At 32.0% G+C, this 23,947-nt stretch carries 29 protein-coding genes; 25 read left to right on the top strand and 4 right to left on the bottom strand.

Going from position 1 to position 23,947, the window contains the following annotated elements:
• Positions 1 to 209 precede the first annotated feature (209 nt).
• The 6 genes from ABI657_RS12655 to ABI657_RS12680 all read left to right on the top strand — a co-directional run bounded on the left by ABI657_RS12655 (position 210) and on the right by ABI657_RS12680 (position 5,691).
• Positions 210 to 773 carry a hypothetical protein gene (locus ABI657_RS12655; RefSeq protein ID WP_348097631.1) on the top strand — a complete coding sequence of 188 codons (564 nt, stop codon included), beginning with the start codon at positions 210 to 212 and terminating at the stop codon, positions 771 to 773.
• A 527-nt stretch (positions 774 to 1,300) separates the two neighbouring features.
• Positions 1,301 to 1,996 (top strand): type II CAAX endopeptidase family protein, encoded by a 696-nt coding sequence (locus ABI657_RS12660; RefSeq protein ID WP_348097632.1) that lies wholly within the window; start codon positions 1,301 to 1,303, stop codon positions 1,994 to 1,996.
• A gap of 399 nt (positions 1,997 to 2,395) precedes the next feature.
• Positions 2,396 to 3,262 (top strand): SDR family oxidoreductase, encoded by an 867-nt coding sequence (locus tag ABI657_RS12665; protein ID WP_348097633.1) that lies wholly within the window; start codon positions 2,396 to 2,398, stop codon positions 3,260 to 3,262.
• 12 nt (positions 3,263 to 3,274) lie between these two features.
• Complete coding sequence (locus ABI657_RS12670) at positions 3,275 to 4,195, top strand: helix-turn-helix transcriptional regulator (RefSeq protein WP_348097634.1); 921 nt, start codon at positions 3,275 to 3,277, stop codon at positions 4,193 to 4,195.
• 614 nt (positions 4,196 to 4,809) lie between these two features.
• On the top strand, positions 4,810 to 5,292 hold the full coding sequence (locus tag ABI657_RS12675) for an anthrone oxygenase family protein (protein WP_348097635.1): 483 nt from the start codon (positions 4,810 to 4,812) through the stop codon (positions 5,290 to 5,292).
• 3 nt (positions 5,293 to 5,295) lie between these two features.
• On the top strand, positions 5,296 to 5,691 hold the full coding sequence (locus tag ABI657_RS12680; protein ID WP_348097636.1) for a hypothetical protein: 396 nt from the start codon (positions 5,296 to 5,298) through the stop codon (positions 5,689 to 5,691).
• A gap of 339 nt (positions 5,692 to 6,030) precedes the next feature.
• Here ABI657_RS12680 and ABI657_RS12685 read toward each other — a convergent pair whose 3' ends face one another.
• Positions 6,031 to 7,011, bottom strand: a complete 981-nt coding sequence (locus ABI657_RS12685) for a helix-turn-helix domain-containing protein (RefSeq protein WP_348097637.1) — start codon at positions 7,009 to 7,011, stop codon at positions 6,031 to 6,033.
• Between the two features lie 117 nt (positions 7,012 to 7,128).
• Between ABI657_RS12685 and ABI657_RS12690 the strand changes: the two genes are divergently transcribed.
• The 16 genes from ABI657_RS12690 (at position 7,129) to ABI657_RS12765 (ending at position 17,421) form a co-directional block, all read left to right on the top strand.
• Positions 7,129 to 7,608: a DinB family protein gene (locus ABI657_RS12690; protein WP_348097638.1), complete on the top strand. Its 480-nt coding sequence runs from the start codon at positions 7,129 to 7,131 to the stop codon at positions 7,606 to 7,608.
• Positions 7,609 to 7,626: 18 nt separating this feature from the next.
• Positions 7,627 to 8,538 (top strand): SRPBCC domain-containing protein, encoded by a 912-nt coding sequence (locus ABI657_RS12695; protein ID WP_348097639.1) that lies wholly within the window; start codon positions 7,627 to 7,629, stop codon positions 8,536 to 8,538.
• A 149-nt stretch (positions 8,539 to 8,687) separates the two neighbouring features.
• Positions 8,688 to 9,473: an alpha/beta hydrolase gene (locus ABI657_RS12700; protein WP_348097640.1), complete on the top strand. Its 786-nt coding sequence runs from the start codon at positions 8,688 to 8,690 to the stop codon at positions 9,471 to 9,473.
• Between the two features lie 176 nt (positions 9,474 to 9,649).
• Positions 9,650 to 10,255: a transcriptional regulator gene (locus tag ABI657_RS12705; RefSeq protein ID WP_348097641.1), complete on the top strand. Its 606-nt coding sequence runs from the start codon at positions 9,650 to 9,652 to the stop codon at positions 10,253 to 10,255.
• Positions 10,243 to 10,956 (top strand): DUF3307 domain-containing protein, encoded by a 714-nt coding sequence (locus tag ABI657_RS12710; RefSeq protein WP_348097642.1) that lies wholly within the window; start codon positions 10,243 to 10,245, stop codon positions 10,954 to 10,956. The genes ABI657_RS12705 and ABI657_RS12710 overlap by 13 nt, the downstream gene beginning before the upstream one ends.
• Positions 10,957 to 10,986: 30 nt before the next feature.
• Positions 10,987 to 11,280, top strand: coding sequence for a hypothetical protein (locus ABI657_RS12715; RefSeq protein WP_348097643.1), 294 nt, complete (start codon positions 10,987 to 10,989; stop codon positions 11,278 to 11,280).
• 28 nt (positions 11,281 to 11,308) lie between these two features.
• Entirely contained in the window at positions 11,309 to 11,884 is a 576-nt protein-coding gene (locus ABI657_RS12720; RefSeq protein WP_348097644.1) for a DUF4256 domain-containing protein, read from the top strand.
• Positions 11,885 to 11,962: 78 nt separating this feature from the next.
• Positions 11,963 to 12,574, top strand: coding sequence for a YdeI/OmpD-associated family protein (locus ABI657_RS12725; protein ID WP_348097645.1), 612 nt, complete (start codon positions 11,963 to 11,965; stop codon positions 12,572 to 12,574).
• A 104-nt stretch (positions 12,575 to 12,678) separates the two neighbouring features.
• Positions 12,679 to 13,056, top strand: coding sequence for a nuclear transport factor 2 family protein (locus ABI657_RS12730; protein WP_348097646.1), 378 nt, complete (start codon positions 12,679 to 12,681; stop codon positions 13,054 to 13,056).
• 31 nt (positions 13,057 to 13,087) lie between these two features.
• On the top strand, positions 13,088 to 13,510 hold the full coding sequence (locus tag ABI657_RS12735) for a DUF1801 domain-containing protein (RefSeq protein WP_348097647.1): 423 nt from the start codon (positions 13,088 to 13,090) through the stop codon (positions 13,508 to 13,510).
• The gene (locus ABI657_RS12740) at positions 13,511 to 14,614 is read left to right on the top strand and encodes an MBL fold metallo-hydrolase (protein WP_348097648.1); all 1,104 of its coding nucleotides are present in this window, start codon (positions 13,511 to 13,513) and stop codon (positions 14,612 to 14,614) included.
• A gap of 9 nt (positions 14,615 to 14,623) precedes the next feature.
• A complete protein-coding gene (locus ABI657_RS12745; protein WP_348097649.1) occupies positions 14,624 to 15,148 on the top strand; it encodes a GNAT family N-acetyltransferase in 525 nt (174 codons plus the stop codon).
• Entirely contained in the window at positions 15,149 to 15,730 is a 582-nt protein-coding gene (locus ABI657_RS12750) for a TIGR00730 family Rossman fold protein (RefSeq protein WP_348097650.1), read from the top strand. It begins immediately after the preceding gene.
• A gap of 103 nt (positions 15,731 to 15,833) precedes the next feature.
• A complete protein-coding gene (locus ABI657_RS12755; protein ID WP_348097651.1) occupies positions 15,834 to 16,526 on the top strand; it encodes a DUF2490 domain-containing protein in 693 nt (230 codons plus the stop codon).
• 26 nt (positions 16,527 to 16,552) lie between these two features.
• On the top strand, positions 16,553 to 17,020 hold the full coding sequence (locus ABI657_RS12760) for an SRPBCC family protein (protein WP_348097652.1): 468 nt from the start codon (positions 16,553 to 16,555) through the stop codon (positions 17,018 to 17,020).
• Between the two features lie 32 nt (positions 17,021 to 17,052).
• The gene (locus tag ABI657_RS12765) at positions 17,053 to 17,421 is read left to right on the top strand and encodes a DUF1801 domain-containing protein (protein WP_348097653.1); all 369 of its coding nucleotides are present in this window, start codon (positions 17,053 to 17,055) and stop codon (positions 17,419 to 17,421) included.
• A gap of 55 nt (positions 17,422 to 17,476) precedes the next feature.
• Here ABI657_RS12765 and ABI657_RS12770 read toward each other — a convergent pair whose 3' ends face one another.
• From ABI657_RS12770 to ABI657_RS12780, 3 genes are read right to left on the bottom strand one after another with little or no spacing between them, the layout of a single operon-like run.
• Positions 17,477 to 17,839, bottom strand: coding sequence for a VOC family protein (locus ABI657_RS12770; RefSeq protein ID WP_348097654.1), 363 nt, complete (start codon positions 17,837 to 17,839; stop codon positions 17,477 to 17,479).
• A 41-nt stretch (positions 17,840 to 17,880) separates the two neighbouring features.
• Positions 17,881 to 18,309 carry an SMI1/KNR4 family protein gene (locus ABI657_RS12775; protein ID WP_348097655.1) on the bottom strand — a complete coding sequence of 143 codons (429 nt, stop codon included), beginning with the start codon at positions 18,307 to 18,309 and terminating at the stop codon, positions 17,881 to 17,883.
• 28 nt (positions 18,310 to 18,337) lie between these two features.
• Complete coding sequence (locus ABI657_RS12780) at positions 18,338 to 20,488, bottom strand: cation:proton antiporter (RefSeq protein ID WP_348097656.1); 2,151 nt, start codon at positions 20,486 to 20,488, stop codon at positions 18,338 to 18,340.
• Positions 20,489 to 20,774: 286 nt separating this feature from the next.
• Between ABI657_RS12780 and ABI657_RS12785 the strand changes: the two genes are divergently transcribed.
• The 3 genes from ABI657_RS12785 (at position 20,775) to ABI657_RS12795 (ending at position 23,932) form a co-directional block, all read left to right on the top strand.
• Positions 20,775 to 22,202 carry an L-serine ammonia-lyase gene (locus tag ABI657_RS12785; RefSeq protein ID WP_348097657.1) on the top strand — a complete coding sequence of 476 codons (1,428 nt, stop codon included), beginning with the start codon at positions 20,775 to 20,777 and terminating at the stop codon, positions 22,200 to 22,202.
• 145 nt (positions 22,203 to 22,347) lie between these two features.
• A complete protein-coding gene (panB, locus tag ABI657_RS12790; protein ID WP_348097658.1) occupies positions 22,348 to 23,166 on the top strand; it encodes a 3-methyl-2-oxobutanoate hydroxymethyltransferase in 819 nt (272 codons plus the stop codon).
• 76 nt (positions 23,167 to 23,242) lie between these two features.
• Entirely contained in the window at positions 23,243 to 23,932 is a 690-nt protein-coding gene (locus ABI657_RS12795) for an RNA pseudouridine synthase (RefSeq protein WP_348097659.1), read from the top strand.
• The last annotated feature ends 15 nt before the right edge of the window (positions 23,933 to 23,947 follow it).

The following is a 23,947-nucleotide window of genomic DNA, read 5'->3' on the forward strand; positions in this document are numbered from 1 at the left end:
AATTTTCCATCAGGACAAAAACAAGAAATAAAAATGCCAGCCACTAACAGCCGTTACACGAGATTTGGGCATTAGGCTGAATTTAAATATGGTTTTGTACTTGGAAAATTTGGCAAATCCGAAAGATTACGCATTCTTAATCCCAAACCTCGTGTAGCGCCAAGACGTTGTGCATAACTTTAAAAAAAACAATAACCGAAAATAACATTATGACAAATCAACTAATCTTGTTTCCAAAATTGGAAGACGTTTTTAACAATATTACAGAAAGACATTCTGAAATATTTATGCCAATCGTTTCAATTCCAAAATCATTAATTGATAAAAATTGGGAAGGCTTTTTTCATATTATTCAATTTAATGAAGATCCTTATAATAGAGAAACTGTAAAGTATTTTACTGAATATTGTACCGACACTATGATTTCATTTACAATTAATAATGAAAAATATGATTTTGACACGGATTTAGGGTATTTTGATGTAACTGAAGACTGGAAAGAATATCAAATTGAGACTAAAGAAAAATTTGAAGACTCAAAAAATGAATTTTTAACTACTGGAAAAGAGTTTAATATTTCTGAAATTCAAATTGGTGGAGAACCAGATTGGTGGCAAGGAGATGCTACGCCAAATGACCCAAGTGGAAATCCAATGATATTTGTAACCGAAATTGAAACTTATCCATTTTGTAAAGATTCTTGTGATAAGAAAATTTATGTGTTTTACAGTCACGAACATAATTTAATTGTGCATTTATATCAAACAACCTAAAAAAGCTACGCACAACACTTGCTACAAGAGATTTGGGCATTTGGCCAAACTTCTAGATTTTGTAAAGTTTCGAATTATGGTAGGTTTATTTATTTTGAGGAAAATATGAGGGGGGATTTGGTCAAAAGCTTTATTAGTAAATTTAAATCCTGCAACTTATTCTATAAAAGGAAAAATTAAAGGAATTGTACTAGATCTAGACAACAAAGAATTTAACATGCTAAGAGATTGCGAGGATATAAACAATTTCTTAATGCAACATGAAATTACCGACGTAAAGTGCAATTCAGAAGGTTTTACAATTGGAGAATTAAGATTGATGATTGACGAGATAAATAAACCATATCGCTAAACTTTCCAAGCCAACAGGTAAAAGCGGTTTCAAGAAATGGCGAGAAATCTTCTAAAATCACATTTTTCTTTCGCAAGAAAAATTATCTTAGTGGAAAATATACGATTACGAAGTTCGCCACTTCTGGCAGATGCGGAACCTTCGGCGTAATTTTAACCAACTCCGTAAAAAACAGATGATAGGAATATTAATTTTAATTGCCATTTCCTGGTTACTCCTTTTTTTCATTGAAAAGAAAAATATTTTAGCATTAGGATTTCTTCCAGTAATTAAAAGATTAAAACAATTTTTAATCGGATTTCTATTTACTTCAATACTTTGTGCTGTAATTCAATATTTAGAAGCATATTTAAAATCTTCATTCTGGTTTTTGAATAATAATATTTCTTACGAAATTATTTTAAAGTCTATTTGGTGGGATATAAAATCTGTTTGGACAGAAGAATTGATTTTCCGCGGAGCTTTATTATATATTCTAATTAAAAAAATTGGATCACGCAAAAGCATTTTGATTTCCGCAATTGCATTCGGAGTTTATCATTGGTTCTCTTATGGAGTTTTAGGAAATATTATTGCAATGATTATGGTATTTATCGCAACTGGATTAATGGGATATGCCTGGGCCTGGGCGTTTTCTAAATCAAAATCTATAATCTTACCTTTGGCAATTCATTTGGGATGGAACATAGTTTATAATACTATATTTTCAAAAGGTCCTTTGGGCAAAATAATATTAATTTCAGAAGGTGGAAATAAATTAATAGGTCTGCCTTCACTTTTAAACTTTTTAAGTAGTTTAGTAATTGTGCCAGTTTTAGTCCTAATTTACGTGAAGTACTTTGTAAAAACCGAAGCCGAATTATACAAATAACAAAAACTACGCCTAAAAGCCCTTTCTCGCAATTGCTAATTTTGTTGTAAGTTCACGTTCACGTTTCGCAAGAATTTTTATTTTTAACAGAAAATAATTCGTTCCGAAGTTCGCAACTGTCGGTAAGCGCCTGAACGTCAGGCTGTGAATAAACTAAGTCAAAAAGAGAAGATATTCGGATACCTTGTCGGAGAAAAATTTCATACAGCCGATTCTCAGGAGGTCTTTTTAAGTTTATTCACAGACTGACGTTAGCAGCAATGGTACAGCGATACCCTAAAACTTGAAGCCGACTAAAAAAAGTCATATTTGAACACAACAAAGATAGGTTTGCCTACTAATACTTTTTTGTCCTTTCAGACCTTTGGATTGCAATTTTGCAGAAAAAAAATAGAAAAAATGAATAAAATATTAGTAACAGGTGCAACAGGACAATTGGGCGGTATTGTGGTGAAAACTTTATTAAGTAAAATTTCACCACAGCAAATTTCTGTCATTTCCAGAAAGGAAGAAAGTATGGCAGAAATGAAAGCAAAAGGCATCAATACTTTTGTAGGAAGTTACGAAAATGTAGCTTCTCTTTTAAAAGCTATGAAAGGAATTGATATGGTTTTACTTATTTCATCAGGTGATCAAGGCGACAGAATGCAAGAGCATAAAAATATTATTGACACAGCAAAAAAATGTGGTGTAAAAAATATTGCTTATACCAGCAGAGCTTTGAGAGATAGAAACAGCTTGCAAAACGAATTAATGAAAGACCATTTTAATACCGAAGACTACATCAAAACAAGTGGATTAAATTATGTACTTTTCCAAAACGCATTGTATATGGAATTTCTTCAATTTTTTGTAAACAAAGACAACATTGAAAAAGGTATTTTCTTACCCATTGGAGATGGCAGAGCAGCATTTACATTAAGAGCAGATCAAGCTGAAGCAATGGCAAATGTTTTATTGAAAGAAGATTTTGAAAACAAGATATATCAATTTACAAACTACGAAACTTATTCGTTTTTTGATGTCGCAAATTTATTAACAGAACTATCAGGCAAGGAAATAAAATATACGCCCATTGAATTATCTTCTTTTGAAGAAACAATGAAACAAAGGGGGTTAACAGAACCAGTAATAAAAAAAATGGCTGGTTTTTTATTGGATATAAAAGCAAATCAAGAAGCTGTTGTAACTAACGACCTGGAAAACAAATTGGGTCGTAAACCAACATCTTTGAAAGACGGATTAAAAATGCTATTCAATTTATAATTAACTTTGAATATGGAAGTTAAAATACCAAAACAGATAAAAACTATTAGCGAATATCATAATTTTATGGGTCTGCCAATGCCTCAACATCCTTTAATAAGTGTAGTAAAGTTTGAAGACATTAAACGCAAACCAAACAAAAGCCACAAAAGTATAATCAATTATTTTTATTCAATAGCATTGAAAAAAACATTTAATGCAAAAATGAAATATGGACAGCAGGAATATGATTTTAACAATGGAATGCTTGCTTTTATTGCACCAAATCAAATAATAAAAGTAGTTCTCGAAGAAAATGAAATATTGGAACATACAGGTTGGCTACTTATTTTTCACTCTGATTTCCTTTGGAATACACCGTTAGCAAGAAAAATAAAACAATACGATTATTTTAGTTATAATTTAAATGAAGCATTGCATCTTTCTGAAAAAGAAGAAACAATACTTTTAAACATTATGGACAATATCAATCAAGAGTATAATTCGAGCATTGACAAATTCAGTCAAGATGTAATTATTGCCCAATTGGATCTACTGCTTACTTATTCTGAACGATTTTACCAAAGACAATTCATTACTCGAAAAATTTCAAATCATACAATCCTTGAGAGGTTAGAAGATTTGCTTACAAAATTTTTTAACGAAGATAATTTATCATCAAAAGCAATACCGACAGTTCAATACATTTCAGAACAATTAAACATTTCGCCAAATTATTTAAGCCGGCTTCTCAAAACACTGACCGGGCAAAGTACAAAGCAATTTATTCAATATAAATTAATTGAGTTTGCAAAAGAAAAACTATCAACGACAGACATGAACATAAATGCAATTGCATACAAATTGGGTTTTGAATATCCACAATCATTTAGCAAACTATTTAAGATAAAAACAAATTTGACACCTATGGAATTTAGGAACTCATTCAAATGACAAAACCACCAACCGTAACAGCATTTGGAAAAATGGCGTTTTAGTGCTCTCCATACACATTTTCGGTTAATCAAACTTGTTTGTCCGAATCATTATTTGTGGTACAAATCGCCCTTAGCTAAGTCGCAAACGTTATGTGAGAGCTAAAACCAAAATTCAGCAGAAAATTCTAAAGCAGAGGTTTATAATTGGGCTCTGAAAATAGAAATTTGTAAATTTTAAATAGAAATTTAAATAAAAAGCCTAATACAATTAACCTTTATAAAAGCATCCATTTAAAATGATTAAAAAAGTATTGTTAGTAATTTATTTCATTATTATATTCAATTTTAATTGTTATGCTGAAGGTCCCAGATGGAATTACAACACTTTCTAGCACAGCAAATTTTATTTTCGTTTTCATGTGCATTTCAGTTTACACATTATATGGAGGAATGATTATGTAGTTGATTAAAAAAAATCAATTTTCTTATGAAAAACAAATCTCATTTTATTAGTGTTTTCAAAGCTTTTACCGGTTTAAGTCCAAAGAGATTTTTTCGGTCACTTAACGAATGTCGGTTTTATTCTATTATACACTTCTTGAATGACAAATCTTTGTATAAAAAATTTATATGAAGATATTATTGTTTACCACCGTTTTATTCTCAGGCCTGATAGCTGGTTTGTTTTACTCCTATTCATGTTCCGTAAATATAGGGCTTAGATTACTTTCTAATTCAGAATACCTAAAGGCAATGCAGGCTATAAACGCTTCTATTCAAAATCCGGCATTTTTCATTTCGTTTATGGGTTTGTTAGTTGCTTTTCCGGTCACGACCTTTCAATGCTATAGTGCAAATACAAATTATCTCTACCTCCTTTGGATCGGAATGATAATTTATTTTATAGGTGTATTTGGTGTTACGATTTTCTTCAACGTTCCTCTTAATGAGCAATTGGCTAAATTTAATATTGAGAATGCTACAAGTACTGAAATTCTGTCAATGCGAAAAGCTTTTGAAAATCCGTGGAATACTTTTCATACTATTAGGACTGTCGCATCGTTAATATCGTTTTCCTTAATAATAGTATTTGTCTTAAAACAAAAAACATAGGAAATGAATCGGCTGGCAAAAATACTACTCATTTCAGTTTTACTGCTTAGCATCTCATGCAGTAAAAAATCATACGAGACAAACGGCGAAACTATATATAAAACCGGGAAAAACTTACTGGGTGAAAATTTACTTGATAGAAATGCTTCAAAAATAAAATTTATTAAAAGCTGCGTATTTTGTCATGGAAAGCAAGGAAATGCAATGAACAAAGTTAAACTTCAGTGGAGGTTTTTATCTAATTCTACAAGCTTATCTGTGCCATATACTGACGAACTGTTTTATCGCTTTTTGGATCATGACTTAAAAAGTGATGGAACAAAAGCAGATATTGGCTTAATTTGGAAAATGAATAATCGGGATAAAAAGGATTTATTAGATTACATTAAAAAGCTTTGAATTGAAAGTAATATTATAATTCTAATCTTATAAAAAATTTCATCTTTATGTTTTTTCTCAGTACAATTTAAGGAAACTTAAGTATTAATTGTAATAACTCTATATAATGATTGCAATTTTAAAGCCGATGAAAACTGAAACCAATGAAAAATACAGCCTATCTGAGTGGTGCTTGGAGCAAAATTCAGATAGTTATTGAATACATTTGCAAGAAGAAAATGACGAGGTTTTTTATATTTTTGGAAGGTTCAATATCATTCTTAACTGATAAAGAAAAAGGAGTAATTTATATTTTTTATTAAATAACTAATAGTCAAATATATAGATAAAATTACAACGTTAAAATAAAATGTTTTTATAATATTTTTTTTTATACTCTAAAGGTGATATACCTGTAAATTTTCTAAAAACTTCACGAAATGCCTTTACATCACAATAACCAACTTCATACATTACTTCATTTATAGTTTTACGATTTGTTTCAAAGGCTTTTTTTGCAGACTCTATTTTCAATCTTTGCGAATATTCAATAGGGGTGTTTCCCGTTGCTTTAATAAACCTGCGGTCAAAATTTCTTCTGCCTACATTGAACTTTGAAGTCAGGTCTTCAATATTAATTTTTTCTGTCAGTTTTTTTTCCAAATATTCCTGAACTTTCAATACTAACTCGTCATTATGCTTTTTTTGCCCGGAAAAAATTGAAAATTCCGACTGTGTATTTCTATCAATTTCTATCTGAAAAACTTTGGAGCAATAAATTGCAGTTTGACGATCATAATATTTTTCTACTAAATAAATCATCAAATTTAAAAAAGAATAAGCGCCCCCATTGGTGTAAATACCTTTTTCATCTGTAATTAATCTATCTGTCTGCAAATTTACTTTTGGAAACATTATTCTAAAATTTTCTGAAACCGACCAATGTGTAGAACATTTTTTTCCATCAAGCAATCCCGAAGCAGCCAACAGAAAAGTTCCTGTACAAATCGTAGCTATTTCTGCACCATTTTTATATTGTTTTAAGAGCCAGTCTACTAACTTCTCATTTCCTTTCAATGCAAGAGAATAATTATGGTTTAAAGATGGTATAATAATGAGGTCTGTTTTGACAATAGCAGAAATATTGATATGAGGTTTTACACTAAATAAACCCTCATTAAAATGAACTTTATCTGATATTCCAGCCAGCTGAATACTAAACAAATTTATATTGTTCTTTTCCATCCAAAATGCATTTGCTTTATGAAATATCTCAAATGCTCCTGTAATACTACTCAGGTTATTGTTACCTTCTGGAACTACTATCGTTAAATTTTTCATCTTTTTTTACAAAAATATGCAATTAATTTGTCTAAATCAACCCATTATAAAGTCTATTTTACACATTAAAAAAGAGATATTTAGACAATATATTTGTAATAATTAAACAATCATAAAATGACAACAACCAGCACATTTGTAAAAATGGTATTCGACAGATGGAACGCCACCCTTAATAATTTTGATACGCTGCTTAATGATTTAAGTGACGAAACCTTGCAAAAAGAGGTTGCTCCTGGCAAAAACAGAGGCATTTATTTATTAGGGCATCTGATTGCTGTACATGACGATATGCTAAAATTATTGAACATGGGCGAAAAGTTATATCCTGAATTGTATGAACCGTTCCTAAATTCGCCCGATAAAACAACAACCCAAATTCCAAGCATTGCTGATCTCAGAATTTTTTGGAACAGCCAATGCGCAATTTTAAAACAAAAATGTGACTCATTGCAGGCTGATGAATGGTTTAAAAAACATACTGCGGTTAACGCCGAGGACTTTGCCAAAGAACCACATCGCAATAAATTGAATATCATTATTACAAGAACGACTCATTTAACTTATCACACAGGGCAATTACGTCTGCTTAAATAATTTCAAAAAACACATAAAATGGAACCCGTAAATTATACCACAACAATTTTAGTTGATAACACTGCAAATGAAGTATTTTATGCCATCAATAATGTTAAAGGATGGTGGAGTGAAGAAATTCAAGGTAATACTGATAAACTTAATGATGAGTGGTACTATCACTATGAGGATGTTCATCGTTGCAAAATGAAAATCATTGAATTAATTCCGAATAAAAAAGTAGTTTGGGAGGTAATCGAAAACTTTTTTAGTTTTACAAAAGACAGAAACGAATGGAATGGCAACCAACTTGTTTTTGAAATAACCCCTGTAGATGGAAAAACACAACTTCAATTCACACAAATTGGCTTAGTGACTGACTATGAATGCTTCGATATTTGTGAAAATGCCTGGAACACTTACATTCAAAAAAGTTTGTACAGCTTAATTACTCTGGGTGTTGGTCAGCCTAATGCAAAAGAAAAACCCCAAACAGAGAATGAAAAAAATTTATCATCAAATTTTACTACTACATTTTTTGTAAATCAAACCCCAAAACAGGTATTTAATGCGATTCGTAATGTTAGTGCCTGGTGGCAGGGTGAAGTTATAGGTAATACCTCAAAACTGAATGATGAATTTACTTATCAAATGAAAGAACATCATTATTCAAAACAAAAACTGATTGAATTAATACCGAATGAAAAGGTAGTTTGGATGGTAACAGAAAGTAAGTTGAATTCCTATAATAACCAAACCGAATGGACCAACACGAAAATTATTTTTGACATTAATGAGATTAACAATAAAACACAAGTTCGTTTTACTCATTTTGGATTAATCCCAAAGTTTGAATGTTACGGCAGCTGTTCCTGGGCTTGGGAAAAACTTATTAAGGAAAGTTTGTTTAGCTTAATTACAACAGGTAAAGGAACTAATGTTTTCGAATAAGAGAAATCAATCTTTATTAGATTTTTCCTTTTAGTAAATTGTGATTTTAATTTGTATTTTCGTTTAATCGAAGTGTATGGTTGGTATTAATTAGCATTAAAAATCATATGAAGCTACAATAAATTTACGATCAGCTTATATTTAAAAATATGATAAAAACGATAAAATATTTTAGTACAATTGTTCTATTGCTAAGTTTTTTTAGTGTTTTGGCACAGACAAAAAAATATTCAAAACCAACAATCTGCCTATTAGGCGGCACTCCGTCATCTTCAAAAATTATCGATGAAATTCCTGATGACCTGAAAGCTAAATACAATTTTATTTCATTCAACAGGCCTGGTTTTGGTAATACACCAAATGAAGTATGGGATGAAAACAGATTATTTGAATTAGCATCAGAAGCAGGCCTGAAGAAAAATGATTTTGGTGTTATAGGTGTTAGCGGAGGTGGTCCGTTGGCTATTCTTATCGCAAGAAAATTTAATCTGAAACATTGCGGAGTTATTTCCGGAATGGTTCCTGCCCATGAATATTTTGCTTACGCTGATTCTACTTTTACCAAATCAATTATGTCCAGTGCGGTAACCGGTTACAACGAGTTTAAAAAAACTGTTGAAAGTTTCCCAAACGTAGAAGAAGTAGTGAAACAAGCACACAGTCCCGTACCAGTAGCTGTTAGGGCTTGTTATGATGAGCTGCATTTTATTCTCACAGATATAAGTTATGACAGGAAAACTTTCAAAAAAATGAATGTAAGCTGGCTTCATGGAGAAAACGATAAAAATGTTGCCTTGGAAAGTGCACAGCTATTTTTGTCAAAATTTAAAAAAGCAGATTTAACAATCATTCCTGAAGCCTCTCATTCAATTGATGCCCGAGTATTGGTAAGGCAGCTTCTGGATAAATGGAAACAAACTGATCCATTGCCGTAATTTAATATTCTACAATTTCAAATATCACTAAATTGGCTTATTTAAACCAATTTAGTGATATTGGCTTAAATAAGCCAATATTTAAAATAAATTTTAGAATTGGTCAAAAAAGGACAACTTAAAGAAAGTGGCTTTTTTTGACCAATTTTATTATATTTGTATGAAACTTATAAAATATGATAGCAGTAATTACAGGGGATATTGTAAATTCCAGAAAAGTAAATTCTGAAATTTGGCTTCCAAAACTTAAGGAATATTTTTCGCAAATTATTTCAGAGCCGGAAAAATGGGAAATCTACCGGGGAGACAGCTTTCAACTTGAAGTTCCTGTTGAAAATGCTTTAGAGATAGCTTTATGCATAAAGGCATTAATAAAATCAAATACTATTATTGATGCAAGAATGTCGATTGGGATAGGTGAAAAAGATTTTAAAGGAAAAAAAATTACAGAATCTTACGGAACAGCTTTCATACATTCAGGTGAAAGTTTCGAAAAAATTAAAAATAACACCTTAATATTAAAAAGTCAGTTTGATGATTTTGATGAATATTTCAATCCTACACTAAAATTGCTTAGTTTTATAAGTGACAACTGGAAACCAGTAACATCAGAAACCATATTCTACGCTTTGACCCACAAAAAATTAATGCAAAAGGAAATAGCGGAAAGATTATCCAAAGACAGTACAACAATAAATAAGGCTTTAAAAAGGGGTGGTTATGATGAGATTATAGAAATTATAAATTTATATTCTAAAAAAATACTGCAATGTTTGAACTGATATTAAAAATTACACTGGCACATTTATTAGGCGACTTTGTCTTTCAAACCAATAAAATGGTTGCAGATATCGACACTAACAAAATAAAGTCGAAATATCTGTATCTCCATATAGTGCTGCATTTATTGCTGCTTTTGATAGTTACAAATTTTGAAAAACAATACATTTTTCCATCAATTGTATTGGCCGTTACTCATTTGTTAATAGATATTTTTACAAAAATAATAATCAGGGATAAAATAAATGCTATTAATAACCTATTGACAGATCAAATACTGCATATTATTGCAATAGCCATTTTTATTAATTATTTTCATGATTATAAAATAGATTTTGATTTCATTTTTAGTGCCCAAAATTATTTACTATTTATTTCTTTATTAAGTATTACATATGTTTCAGCTATTTTAATGAAAAAAATAATGCCTATGCTGGATTATCCTTTTCCGAATGACGGAATAAAGGAGGCGGGGAAATATATCGGAATGTTAGAACGTTTATTTATTTTTATTTTCATAATTACTTCTTTTTGGGAAGGAGTCGGATTTTTATTGGCCGCAAAATCAATTTTCCGGTTTGGGGATTTAAAAGAGAATAAAGAAATAAAACTAACAGAATATATATTGATAGGAACGCTGATAAGTTTTGGACTGGCAATATTGATAGCAGGACTATATTTGAAATTGAAGAGCATTCTGTAAAAAATTACAACCTTTAAAAGAACAATAATTATGAAAACAGATGTATACACAAAAATAGTATTAACGGTTATTGCGATTTGCTTATCCATATTAACCCTGCAAAACGTCGATATTATACCCAAAACTTATGCTGCTGAAACCAAAAAAAACGGGGATATACTCACAACAAAAAATTATGGGTTAGTTCCTTTAAACAGTGACGGCACAATTGATGTCAACATAACACGTATCACTACAACTGATGAACTTGATGTAAATATCGATGAAATCGGCGGCGGATATGTTTCTAATGGCGGACCAATTCCGGTAAATATAAAGAACTAACAGCTCCGATTCAACAAATCTTAAAAGTATGAAAAACAGTACTAGCAGTACAAAAGAGTTATCTGCTGAAGAGCAAGAAGGCCTGCTGACAATATTAGAAAAACGTTTTGAAAAAAACAGGAAACGTCATGAAAATTTAGAATGGTCCAAAATAGAAACGAAATTGAAAAGTAATCCTGAAAAATTATGGTCGCTCAACGAAATGGAAAGAACCGGAGGTGAACCTGATATTACAGGTTATGATGAAAAAACATCTGAATATCTTTTTTATGACTGCTCAGCGGAAAGCCCTAAAGACCGTAGAAGTATTTGTTATGATTTTGAAGGACAGGAATCAAGGAAAGAACATAAGCCGGAAAATAATGCCGTTGATATGGCTCTGTCTATGGGAATTGAGCTTTTAACAGAAGAACAATACCAGGAATTACAGCAATTAGGGAATTTTGACGCGAAAACATCAAGCTGGATACAAACACCCGCAGAAATTAGAAAACTGGGAGGAGCACTTTTCGCTGATTTCCGCTACGATCATGTCTTTGTATATCACAATGGAGCACAATCCTACTATGCAGCAAGAGGTTTTCGTGGTGTATTAAAAGTTTAAAAAATATTTTATTATTTTACTACTGACACAGGGTTGTCATTAAGCAAATTTATATTTGTTGAATACTTAAATATTTTTATGACTATTCAAAAAGTAAATCAAAAAGTAATTCAGTTAAATGAACTGGAAACTTTTTATCCGACAAATCCTCAGAACTGGCGAGAATGGCTAAAGGAAAATCATAACATTAAACAATATGTCTGGCTTATATGTTATAAAAAGCAGGCTAACATTCCCACGATTTCCTGGAGTGATGCTGTTGATGAAGCACTTTGCTTTGGTTGGATTGACAGTACCCGAAAAACAATCGATCATGAACGATTCATACAGTTTTTCTGTAAAAGAAAACCCAATAGTGCGTGGTCCAAAATAAATAAAGGAAAAATAGAAAGTTTAATCCAGAATGGTCTCATGCAGCCTGCAGGTTATAAAACTATTGAGGTTGCTAAACAAAATGGCTCCTGGTTAATTCTGGACGATGTAGAAGAATTATTAATACCCGGCGATTTAGAAAAAGCTTTTGAAAACCAAAAAGATGCAAAGGAGTTTTTTTTAAGTTTAAGTAAATCTGCCAAAAAAATTATGCTACATTGGGTTGCAGTTGCCAAGCGACCGGAAACAAGGCGAAATAGAATTAATGAAGTAGCAGAACTGGCTTCAAAAAAACTGAAACCGAAACAATTCAGATAAAAGCCCGCAATTAATTTCATCAAAAATATGCCTATCATTGATTTGATTCTATCTCTTTTACATTTTATAATCCATTTATAATTCATAATTTAGTAGGTATTAAAATGAAAAATATGGACCCGAAAGAAATTGCACAGGATTTTTTAAATCTGGCCGCTAAAGGGCGTTCTCAGGAAGCATTCAGATTATATATGAGCCCGGATTTCAAACACCATAATGTCTATTTTAAGAGTGATGCCGATACTTTAATACAGGCTATGGAAGAGTCCGCAAAGCTCAATCCTAGTAAGACTTTTAAAATTCATCATATTTTGAAAGATGAGAATATGGTAGCGGTACATTCTCACGTTAAACAAAATGATAACGATTTAGGTACTGCCGTAGTTCATTTTTTCAGATTTGAATCTGAAAAAATAGTCGAGCTTTGGGATTTAGGCCAGGCTGTACCTTCAAAAATGATAAACGAAAATGGAATGTTTTAATAAATTGATCACCAACGATAATCTTTTTTAAATGACAGTAAATAAAACAACACAAACAGAAAGCAGTGTTGCCCATTTTATCAATACAATTGAAAATGAAACAAAGCGAAATGATGCATTAGAACTTGTAAAAATAATGCAGAAAACCACCGGTTTTGATGCAAAAATGTGGGGGCAAAATATTATTGGTTTTGGAAGATATCATTACAAATATGAAAGCGGACATGAAGGAGATGCTCCACTTGTTGCGTTTTCACCAAGAAAAGATGCAATCTCACTATATCTTGATGCTTCGTTTGAAAATAAAGAAGCATTACTATCCAAATTTGGAAGGCACAAAGCCGGAAAAGGCTGTATTTATATTAAAAAAATAGCGGACATTGAAGTTGAAGTCCTAAAAAAAATGATTTCACTTTCAGTTGAAAATTTAAACAAATTATATCCCAACAACTAAATGGTTACCATACTTATTATAATTTTTCTTTTAGTAACTTTTTTATTTACTTATTTACAAGATCCAAAGTTTGGAAAAGAACCTTCCGGAAAAAGACTGGAATCCATACAAAAATCACCAAATTTTAAGAATGGTAAATTTGAAAACACACATAAAACTCCACAAATTACGGAAGGTTATAGCTATTTTGAAGTTTTTACAGAGTTCTTTTTCAAAAAACAAGAACGAAAAATTCCTGTAGATATAATTCCCTCAGTAAAAACTAATTTACTTACTCTTGCTATCGAGGAAGATATTTTGGTTTGGTTTGGGCACTCTTCTTATTTTATTCAGATTCAAGGAAAACGAATTTTGGTTGATCCTGTTTTTAGCGGGAATGCCTCCCCTATTCCAGGAACAACAAAATCATTTAGAGGAACGGATATTTACACTGTTGATGAACTTCCTGTAATTGACTATTTATTAATTACTCACGATCATTATGACCATTTGGATTATGAAACAATACTTGAATTAAAATCAAAAACCAGAACAGTGATATGTGGACTTGGAGTTAGCTCTCATTTTGAACATTGGGGGTTTCCAATTCAGAAAATTATTGAGAAAGACTGGAACGAAAAAATAGAACTTGATTCAAATATTACACTTTATACAACTCCTGCAAGGCATTTTTCAGGCAGAATTTACAAACGCTGCAACACACTCTGGCTTTCATTTGTTTTAGAAAGCAAAAATTTAAAAATGTATCTGGGAGGAGACAGTGGATACGATACTCATTTTGCGGAAATTGGCAATCAATTTGGGCCTTTTGATATTGCAATTCTGGATAATGGCCAATATGATATTAAATGGAAATATATTCACAGTTTGCCGGAAGAAGTAATTCAGGCAGCAAAAGACTTAAAAGCCAAAAGCGTATTTCCTGTTCATTCTTCTAAATTTTCATTGAGCAATCATCCTTGGGACGAGCCTCTTAAAAGAATTACTGAACTAAATAAATATCCTGAAAATCAGATTCCGCTAATCACTCCAATGATTGGAGAAATAGTACATCTAGAAAATGAAAATCAGGTATTTAAAGACTGGTGGACAGGATTACAATAACATCAAATAATGAAACCAAACTTTAATTTACAGCCGGAATTTTTAGAGGATGATATTGTAAAGTTAATTCCACTACAGCGAAATCACTTCGATAAACTTTATAAAGTAGCTTCAGATCCTTTAATCTGGGAATTGCATCCCATAAAAAACAGATACAAAAAAGAAATTTTTATCCCTTTTTTTGATGCAGCAGTCAATTCTGAAAGTGCTTTTTTAATTTCGCACAAAGATACAAATGAAGTAATGGGCACTACCCGATTGTATGATTATAATTTCGAAAAATCAAGTATAGCAATCGGATTTACTTTTACGGGTCGCAAATTTTGGGGCGGCTGTTATAACTCAGCCATCAAAAAACTATTGATTGATTATGTTTTTCAATATGTCGATTCAATACTTTTTCATGTAGGTTCAGAAAACATCCGTTCACAAAAGGCCGTTTTAAAATTAGGCGCTTTAAAAATAAATGAGATAAACTTTCCCCACAACGGAACTGATATTCGTCATTTCGAATATGAATTAAAAAAGAAATAAATGAAAAGAATAACGGTTTTTTGTGGATCGAGCTTTGGCACGGATGCAATTTATAAAGAGCAGGCAAAATTACTTGGTGAAACGTTAGCAAAACAAAACCTAGAATTGGTTTATGGTGGTGCCAATGTAGGATTAATGGGTGCTGTTGCAGATGGTGTTTTAAATAAAGGAGGTAAAGTTATTGGTGTTCTTCCTGATTTTTTAAGATCAAAGGAAATCGCTCATACAGGCTTGACCGAATTGATTATGGTGGAAAGCATGCATGAAAGAAAAACCAAAATGAATGAATTGTGTGATGGAGTTATTGCACTTCCAGGTGGTTTTGGTACGATGGAAGAACTTTTTGAAATGATAACCTGGGCACAATTAGGTTTGCATAAAAAACCGGTTGCAATCCTGAATATTAATGGATTCTATGATTCCTTAATCGTAATGATTCAAACTATGGTTACTAAAGGTTTATTGAAAGAAGCCAATCAGCAAATGCTTTTAGTAAGTGATGAAATTGAAGATTTACTTTATAAAATGAAAAATTACCAGCCGCCAACTGTTGGAAAATGGATAGATAAAGAAAAGGTTTAACAGCATTTGAAAATTTCAAAACCACACTTTTAACACTATTTTTTGATTATGTTTCTTATATTGTAAATCCAAATTTTACAAGAAAAAAATTATCTGTTTCATAATGAAAAATTTCAAAACCTTTTATTTATTACTGCTGTTTATTTTATTATTCAACTTAAATTTTACTTACGCTCAAAAAACGGATACAGGAAACTGGTTCATTTATTTTGGAAACCATGCAATAAATAAAAAATGGAATTGGCACAACGAGGTTCAATATCGTAGTTACAATTTAGCCGGTGACACACAGCAATTATTACTAAGAACAGGAATAGGCTATAATTTAACTGATAACAACAATAACCTTTTATTAGGTTATGCTTATATCAATTCAAAGAATTATGCAGCTGATAGTGATGATAAGATAAATTCTGATGAAAATAGAATTTACCAACAGTTTATAACACGACAAAACTTTGGAAGGGTTTATATTCAACATCGTTATCGTGTTGAAGAACGTTTTTTGAAGGATAATTTTAAAATACGTTTTCGATATTTTCTGGCATTGAATGTTCCTTTAAATAACCGGACTATGCAAGATAAAACATTTTATATTTCGGCTTATAATGAAATTTTCCTTAATGGGGACTCTCCTGTTTTTGACAGAGATCGTGTATATGGAGCATTAGGTTATGTCGTTAATAAAAATTTTAAAATTGAAGCAGGTTTTATGAGACAGATTCAGGAAAAATCAGGTAGAAATCAATTTCAAATAGCCATTTATAATAACATTCCGTTTAGTAATGCTAAATAAAAATACAATCTTATAAATTAAAAATTATGGCAATCGAAAATACCAATTTTGCTAAAGCCGAAATGCTAATCAGAAAACCTGTTTCAGAAGTTTTTGAGGCTTTTGTAAATCCGGAAATCACTTCTAAATTTTGGTTTACAAAAGGTTCAGGAAATTTAGAAGAAAACGAAAAAACAGAATGGACCTGGGAAATGTATGGATTTTCACTTTCTGTTATGACCCACGTTTTACAGCAAAATAAAAAAATTGTGATTGAATGGGGGACTCCGGATGAAAGTACCTTAGTAGAGTGGGTTTTTACTTCAATGAATGAAAATGAAACTTTTGTAAGCATTATCAATTCTGGTTTCAAAGGGGAACATGATAGCATTATTGATCAGGTAAGAAATTCCACCGAAGGTTTTACGCTTGTTCTAGCCGGAGCAAAAGCTTATTTAGAGCATCATATTCAATTGAATTTAGTTTTAGACCGATTTCCAAAAGGATTAGCGTAGCAATCAACAAAACTTTATTTTTTAAAAAATATATGGAAACTAAGAAACCTGAAAACTTCGATGATTACATAGGCAGATTTCCTAATGAAGTCCGGGAAATTTTAGAAAGAATCAGAATGACAATCCGGGAAGCCGCTCCTGAGGCGGAGGAAAAAATCAGCTATTCGATGCCGGCTATTGATCAAAATGGTATTATAGTCTATTTTGCGGCTTTTAAAAACCATATTGGACTATATGCTTTGCCAACTGGCCATAAAGGTTTCAAAGAAGAACTTTCCTCATACAAATCGGGTAAAGGTTCCGTTCAATTTCCCTTAGATAAACCAATACCTTACGATTTAATTACAAAAATTGTAAAATTCAGATTAAAGGAAAATTTGTTAAAAGCAAAGGAGAAGTGATCTTAATGGATTAAAAGATGATTAAATATTCAGCAGATTTTGACAGTTAAATGACTTATTTAAACTCACCAAAATGCCATAAAACTCCAGAAGGATCATGCAGGAAACATTCTCTTCCCCAAGTTAAATCATGAATAGGAACTAATTTTACATTTTGATATTTTTCCGAAAGATTCAAAGCCAAAAGTTCGGTGTAATAACGCTCAACATCATCTACTTCTAAAAAAATCATAGTATTGTCAATCCATTCTTTCGTGTAATAGTCTTGTAGATAAAACGTTATTTTGTCTGTTGTGAAAACAGAAAAGTTTGTTTCTAAAACTGTTTCCTCAAATCCTAAATCACAATAAAAACTTCTGGAGATTGCGAAATCTTTGGCTCCTATAAATGGTCGTATAGATTTGATTTGATGTTTCATATTTATTAGATTTTATATGATCAGAATTTTGAGAATATTTTTTAAGAAAACCAATCAACTCCATCATCTAGACGAACTAAAAAGTCTGTAAAAGATTTTCCAATTTCAATGTTTTTGTTACTGTCCAAATCAACAAAAGGGGAAAGAATTATTCTTAAATTTTCATTTTGATCAATTTCAATTCCAATAAATTCTCCACTACCATTTGTGCCGATTCCAATAGTACCAATTAATTGACAGACAATATTATAATTTTGGTTTGACTGAATAATTTCTTCTAAACTCCAAAGTTTTATAAATTCAACTCCAATGAATTGATCAATACCAAAATAATTTTCCAGATAAAAAATATAATCTTTTGGAAGTTTTAATTTAGAGTAGGATTCCACATCGATAATTTCAACATCAGATTTTATATCTCTTACCGGAAAATTGTATTTTTCAAATATTCCTTGCAAATTATTTTTCATAATGAAATTTATAAGTTCTTTACAAAAATTAATTACCCTTTTTCAAAATATTCCCTAAACCTCTCCCAATCTGCTCGATTGCTTCAATACTTTTTGTAAGTGGTGATGCCGTAAAATCTTCGTAGGCATCCATGGCACTTTCATGTCGGTTATCTTGTGGATAAACCAAAATCAGGTTATTATCACCAAAGGATTTTTCAAATTTCTGAGGCAGTTTATCAAATATTGACTGATAGGAAACAGAACCTTTTCTGGATAAATTAAAAATAATCAAATCAGTTGGTTTTATTTCGTCAGAAATTGCATCAAAATCTTCCCAATCCAGAATACTTTTGAAACCTAATTTTGCATTCAGTTTTAAATTGTTTACTATTTGCTGTATTGCCTGATGTGTTTTATAGTCCCCATAAATAACAATCTGCGCACTTAATTCCTGTGACAACCTGAATATTTTCTGTATAAGAGGCTGAAATCCAATTCCTCTTTCAGAAAAAGGCGGACAAATAAAAACCAATCTCTTTTCTTCTACAAAAGGCTTTTGGAATCGGCAGATAAACAGGTTTTTATCTACGTTGTTAATAATAGAATCTACGTTTTCTCCGAATATTTTATCCAAAAATCCGGTTTTTCTAGGCCATCCGATAATCACAATATCCGACATAATTTCTTTTGAAGTCCTTGCGATTCCACTAGCCGGATTATGGTCAATCCTGGCAATAGTATTGATTTTAATTTCAGAAGCTGATCCCTGAATGACAAATTTATCAACTGCTTTTCTATATTTTAAAATATTAATTTCTGCCTGGTCATTATTGGGTACAATCGTTAATAATGTTATAGGATTGGCAGATTTTTTATCTTTTATCAAAAGTGCAAAATCTAATAAAGGCTCAGTAGCCGATGTTTTAGCTAACGGAATTAAAATGTGTTCGTCTAAAATCTGGTCTTTATTTGCATCCTCAGTAGAAACATCTTCTTCGCAGATTGCAATCTTTTTAGCCGCTTTTTCAGTAGCAAACGAAGCAACAATACAAGTAATCAATATTAAAATAATAGTTCCGTTAAGGATATTTTCATCGAGAATTTTAGCTTTAAACCCAACTAAAATTACAGCCAGGGTTGCTGCAGCATGAGCACTGCTTAATCCGAAAATTAACTGTCTTTCTGTTTTTGTATATTTAAAAACAATCTGGGTGAAAAATGCGGCAAACCATTTTCCAAAAATAGCTACAACACTTAAGGTTCCTGCTACTATCAAAGCCGTAGGGCCGCTTAAAATAACACTTATATCAACCAGCATTCCAACAGAAATCAGGAAAAACGGAATGAATAATGAATTTCCGATAAATTCAATTCTGTTCATTAAAGCAGATGAATGTGGAATTAGTGGATTTAAGGCCAAACCAGCAACGAAGGCTCCAATAATAGGCTCCACTCCTGCCACTTCGGCTAAAAATGCTGCAAAAAAGACAACTGAAAGCACAAAAATATAATGGGCATGTTTTTCACTTTCCAGTTTCTTAAAAAACCATTTGGCAATTCTTGGAATAACCAAAAACATAATCGCAGAGAAAATTGCCAATGAAATACCTAATTTTATCCAGAAAGCCTGGTTTAGGTTTCCCTGACTGCTTCCCATAATGACCGCCAAAATAATTAATACGGCGGTATCGGTGAGGATTGTCCCTCCTACCGTTATTGCAACTGCCTGATTTTTGGCAATTCCAAGTTTGCTTACAATCGGATACGCAACTAACGTATGTGTTGCAAACATGCTCGCAGTTAAAAAACTGGCGTTAAAATCATATTGCAACAAATAATAGCAAACGGGAAAACCAATAGTAAGAGGAAATATAAAGGTAAAAAAACCGAATAATAAACTTTTATTTCTATTGGCTTTAAATTCATTCATATCTAATTCCAAACCGGCAATAAACATAATATAAAGTAATCCGATGGTGGAGAACAAATCAACTGCTGAATTTTTAGCCAGGATATTAAGCCCGTGAGGACCAATGGCGACTCCGGAAAGAATTAACCCTATAATTCCTGGAATATTTATTTTTTTTAATAGTATTGGACACAACAAAATGATAAAGAGAATCAGAGAGAAAATCAATACGGGATTGTTAAGTGGTAATTCGAATTCGTTAAATAGGTGTGTAAAAAATTCTGTCATAATATAATATATTCTTTGCAGCCTTAAAAATTTCATAAAACAGCTCCCAATTACGGGAATACAAACTATTCTAAGATACGCTATTTTTGTATGGCTAAGCTTTTACAAAAATACCTAAAAAAAATTACCTTATTTTTATGAAAACTGCATATTAAGCAATATATTTTGTTTCATTGATAAATTATCAAAAATTAATATATTTTTTAACAAAAAACGCAACATTAACAAATCATAACGAAAGTTCTTTGCATTATTCGATTATCTTTGTCTTAATAAAAATTGAACAATGGAAGAATGTATTTCTGTTTTTGATATGCTTAAAATTGGTGTTGGGCCATCGAGTTCCCACACATTAGGACCATGGCGGGCTGCAGAACGCTTTTTAGAAGAATTAAAAAGCCAGTCTATCTTAGAAGATATTACCAGAGTTAAAGTAGACTTATATGGTTCACTTTCCTTAACGGGTAAAGGCCATGCTACTGACCTGGCCGTTATGTTGGGTTTAAGTGGTCAGGATCCTGAATATATTGCGGTTGAGAATATTGCCGGAATCATAAAATCTATCGAAACAAAAAATGAAATTGTTTTGGGCAATCAAATTACGATTCCGTTTTACTTTCTTCAGGACATTGTTTTCAATAAAGATTTTCTTTCTTTTCATGCCAATGGATTAAAATTTACTGCCTATAAAAAAGATGACTTCCAATACGAATCTACTTTTTATTCTATCGGAGGAGGTTTTGTTGTGAAAGAAGAACGCATAAATGCCAAAATAAAAGAAGGCATTAAATGTGCTTTTCCATTTCCGGTTCAAAATGCTGCTGAACTTTTAAATTATACCCTTTCTGAAAACAAAATTATTTCAGAAATTGTGTATGAAAACGAAAAGTCAATGCGGCCTGAAGATGCAATCCATCTGGAACTGATGCGTATCTGGAAAACGATGTTAGAGTGCATGTATATTGGCTGTCATACAGGAGGAATTCTTCCCGGAGGATTAAATGTCCGCAGAAGAGCTTTTGATATGCATCAGAATTTAATTGGTTTGTCTAATTATTCCGATCCACAATCATGGCTGGAAGAAATCAGAAAAACCGAAGTTAAATTTCGTCAAATTTTAAAATGGGTAAGCTGTTTTGCCTTGGCTGTAAATGAAGTAAACGCCTCATTAGGCCGTGTAGTTACTGCACCTACAAACGGAAGTGCAGGTGTAATTCCGGCTGTTTTAATGTATTATTTAGTAATTGAAAACCATAATGCAGGCGAAAAAGAGATTAAACAATTTTTACTGGTTGCCGGAGAAATTGGAAGTATATTTAAAAAAGGAGCTACAATCTCTGCAGCTATGGGCGGATGCCAGGCTGAGATTGGCGTTTCATCAGCGATGGCTGCTGCAGCTCTTTGCGAATTAATGGGTGGATCTCCTGCACAGGTTTTAATGGCTGCCGAAATTGCGATGGAACATCATCTTGGATTAACATGTGATCCTATTGGCGGTCTGGTTCAGATTCCATGTATCGAAAGAAATACAATGGGTGCCATCAAAGCAATAAATGCCGCCGAATTAGCTTTAGAAACCGATTCTAAAAATGCGAAGGTACCATTGGACAAAGTAATTGATACGATGTGGCAAACAGCAAAAGATATGAATTCAAAATACAAGGAAACTTCTGAAGGCGGGCTGGCAATTGCCGTAAATATGGCCGATTGTTAAAAACTCCTATCCTTTATACATTACATTTGTTGTCCAGAATAATGCAGCGTTTCAAGCATAGGGAATATTATGCCTGAAATATTCTTTTATTGCTGATTCCGATTTATATTTATTCAATACTTTTACATTCTCAAAAAAAAATAAAATGTCAGTAATAAAAAAAGATTACAAAAGAATCACAACCAAATCGTTAATTGAAATGAAAAGCAACGGAGAGAAAATTTCCATGCTGACGGCTTACGATTACACAATGGCTAAAATTGTTGATACAGCAGGGGTTGATGTGATCCTGGTAGGTGATTCAGCCTCAAATGTTATGGCGGGTCATGAAACAACATTACCTATTACACTGGATCAGATGATTTATCATGCTTCGTCTGTTGTGCGTGCAATCGAAAGGGCTTTGGTTGTAGTGGATTTACCTTTTGGAAGTTACCAGTCGGATCCTAAAGAAGCATTACGTTCTGCTATCAGAATAATGAAAGAAAGTGGTGGACATGCAGTAAAATTAGAAGGTGGAAAAGAAATAAAGGAATCTATCAAAAAGATATTAAACGCCGGAATCCCTGTTATGGGACATTTGGGTTTAACCCCGCAATCAATCTATAAATTTGGTACTTACAGCGTTCGTGCCAAAGAAGAAGAAGAAGCAGAAAAATTAATTGAAGACGCCAAAATGCTTGAAAAAATTGGTTGTTTTGGAGTGGTTTTAGAAAAAATACCTGCTGATTTAGCTGAAAAGGTAGCCAAAAGCATTTCGATTCCCGTAATTGGAATTGGTGCCGGAGGCGGTGTCGACGGACAAGTTCTTGTTATTCATGATATGCTGGGAATGAACAATGAATTCAGTCCGCGTTTTTTACGTCGCTATTTGAATTTATATCAGGAAATGACTGCTGCAATTGGAAAATATGTAACAGATGTTAAGTCTAGTGATTTTCCAAACCCTAATGAGCAATATTAATTTTTCTTATGCTGATACGATTTAAGCATTACTACTTATAAACTACCATCAGAAGTCCAAAATTCCAAGTCAAAAAATGAAAATTATTTCGGATAAAAATAACCTCCAAATTTTACACGAAGACAACCATATTATTGTCATCAATAAACGTGTGGGGGATATCGTTCAAGGTGATAAAACAGGTGACAAACCTTTATCTGAAGTTGTAAAAGAGTATATAAAAGAAAAATACAATAAACCGGGCGAGGTATTTCTCGGAGTGATCCATCGTTTAGATCGTCCCACTACAGGAATTGTTGTTTTTGCCAGAACAAGTAAAGCATTATCCCGTATGAACGAGATGTTCAGCAATCGCGAAACGCAAAAAACATATTGGGCAGTTGTAAAGAATAAACCACAGGAAACAACTGCCAGACTGGTTCATTTTTTAAAACGAAATGAAAAAAACAATACTTCAAAAGCACATATTAAAGAAGTGCCGGACAGTAAAATTGCCAGTCTGGATTATACTGTTTTTAAAGAACTTCAAAATTATGCGGCACTTGAAATCAATTTGCATACAGGGCGTCATCACCAGATTCGTGCACAATTGTCGGCTATTGGTTCTCCCATAAAAGGGGATTTAAAATATGGTTTTGACAGAAGCAATCCTGACGGTGGTATTCATCTTCATGCCAGAAAACTTGTTTTTACTCATCCTGTGACCAAAGAAAATGTCATCATTATTGCACCAACACCGGATGAGACGCTTTGGAATGCTATATGATTTTATGACTAAATT

Source organism: Flavobacterium sp., assembly GCF_039930565.1.
GTDB lineage: Bacteria > Bacteroidota > Bacteroidia > Flavobacteriales > Flavobacteriaceae > Flavobacterium.

Bases quoted from the DNA above. Each gene is read 5' to 3' on its own strand.
- ABI657_RS12655 (WP_348097631.1), top strand. From the start codon at position 210: ATGACAAATCAACTAATCTTGTTTCCAAAATTGGAAGACGTTTTTAAC.
- ABI657_RS12660 (WP_348097632.1), top strand. From the start codon at position 1,301: ATGATAGGAATATTAATTTTAATTGCCATTTCCTGGTTACTCCTTTTT.
- ABI657_RS12665 (WP_348097633.1), top strand. From the start codon at position 2,396: ATGAATAAAATATTAGTAACAGGTGCAACAGGACAATTGGGCGGTATT.
- ABI657_RS12670 (WP_348097634.1), top strand. From the start codon at position 3,275: ATGGAAGTTAAAATACCAAAACAGATAAAAACTATTAGCGAATATCAT.
- ABI657_RS12675 (WP_348097635.1), top strand. From the start codon at position 4,810: ATGAAGATATTATTGTTTACCACCGTTTTATTCTCAGGCCTGATAGCT.
- ABI657_RS12680 (WP_348097636.1), top strand. From the start codon at position 5,296: ATGAATCGGCTGGCAAAAATACTACTCATTTCAGTTTTACTGCTTAGC.
- ABI657_RS12685 (WP_348097637.1), bottom strand. From the start codon at position 7,011: ATGAAAAATTTAACGATAGTAGTTCCAGAAGGTAACAATAACCTGAGT.
- ABI657_RS12690 (WP_348097638.1), top strand. From the start codon at position 7,129: ATGACAACAACCAGCACATTTGTAAAAATGGTATTCGACAGATGGAAC.
- ABI657_RS12695 (WP_348097639.1), top strand. From the start codon at position 7,627: ATGGAACCCGTAAATTATACCACAACAATTTTAGTTGATAACACTGCA.
- ABI657_RS12700 (WP_348097640.1), top strand. From the start codon at position 8,688: ATGATAAAAACGATAAAATATTTTAGTACAATTGTTCTATTGCTAAGT.
- ABI657_RS12705 (WP_348097641.1), top strand. From the start codon at position 9,650: ATGATAGCAGTAATTACAGGGGATATTGTAAATTCCAGAAAAGTAAAT.
- ABI657_RS12710 (WP_348097642.1), top strand. From the start codon at position 10,243: ATGTTTGAACTGATATTAAAAATTACACTGGCACATTTATTAGGCGAC.
- ABI657_RS12715 (WP_348097643.1), top strand. From the start codon at position 10,987: ATGAAAACAGATGTATACACAAAAATAGTATTAACGGTTATTGCGATT.
- ABI657_RS12720 (WP_348097644.1), top strand. From the start codon at position 11,309: ATGAAAAACAGTACTAGCAGTACAAAAGAGTTATCTGCTGAAGAGCAA.
- ABI657_RS12725 (WP_348097645.1), top strand. From the start codon at position 11,963: ATGACTATTCAAAAAGTAAATCAAAAAGTAATTCAGTTAAATGAACTG.
- ABI657_RS12730 (WP_348097646.1), top strand. From the start codon at position 12,679: ATGAAAAATATGGACCCGAAAGAAATTGCACAGGATTTTTTAAATCTG.
- ABI657_RS12735 (WP_348097647.1), top strand. From the start codon at position 13,088: ATGACAGTAAATAAAACAACACAAACAGAAAGCAGTGTTGCCCATTTT.
- ABI657_RS12740 (WP_348097648.1), top strand. From the start codon at position 13,511: ATGGTTACCATACTTATTATAATTTTTCTTTTAGTAACTTTTTTATTT.
- ABI657_RS12745 (WP_348097649.1), top strand. From the start codon at position 14,624: ATGAAACCAAACTTTAATTTACAGCCGGAATTTTTAGAGGATGATATT.
- ABI657_RS12750 (WP_348097650.1), top strand. From the start codon at position 15,149: ATGAAAAGAATAACGGTTTTTTGTGGATCGAGCTTTGGCACGGATGCA.
- ABI657_RS12755 (WP_348097651.1), top strand. From the start codon at position 15,834: ATGAAAAATTTCAAAACCTTTTATTTATTACTGCTGTTTATTTTATTA.
- ABI657_RS12760 (WP_348097652.1), top strand. From the start codon at position 16,553: ATGGCAATCGAAAATACCAATTTTGCTAAAGCCGAAATGCTAATCAGA.
- ABI657_RS12765 (WP_348097653.1), top strand. From the start codon at position 17,053: ATGGAAACTAAGAAACCTGAAAACTTCGATGATTACATAGGCAGATTT.
- ABI657_RS12770 (WP_348097654.1), bottom strand. From the start codon at position 17,839: ATGAAACATCAAATCAAATCTATACGACCATTTATAGGAGCCAAAGAT.
- ABI657_RS12775 (WP_348097655.1), bottom strand. From the start codon at position 18,309: ATGAAAAATAATTTGCAAGGAATATTTGAAAAATACAATTTTCCGGTA.
- ABI657_RS12780 (WP_348097656.1), bottom strand. From the start codon at position 20,488: ATGACAGAATTTTTTACACACCTATTTAACGAATTCGAATTACCACTT.
- ABI657_RS12785 (WP_348097657.1), top strand. From the start codon at position 20,775: ATGGAAGAATGTATTTCTGTTTTTGATATGCTTAAAATTGGTGTTGGG.
- panB (WP_348097658.1), top strand. From the start codon at position 22,348: ATGTCAGTAATAAAAAAAGATTACAAAAGAATCACAACCAAATCGTTA.
- ABI657_RS12795 (WP_348097659.1), top strand. From the start codon at position 23,243: ATGAAAATTATTTCGGATAAAAATAACCTCCAAATTTTACACGAAGAC.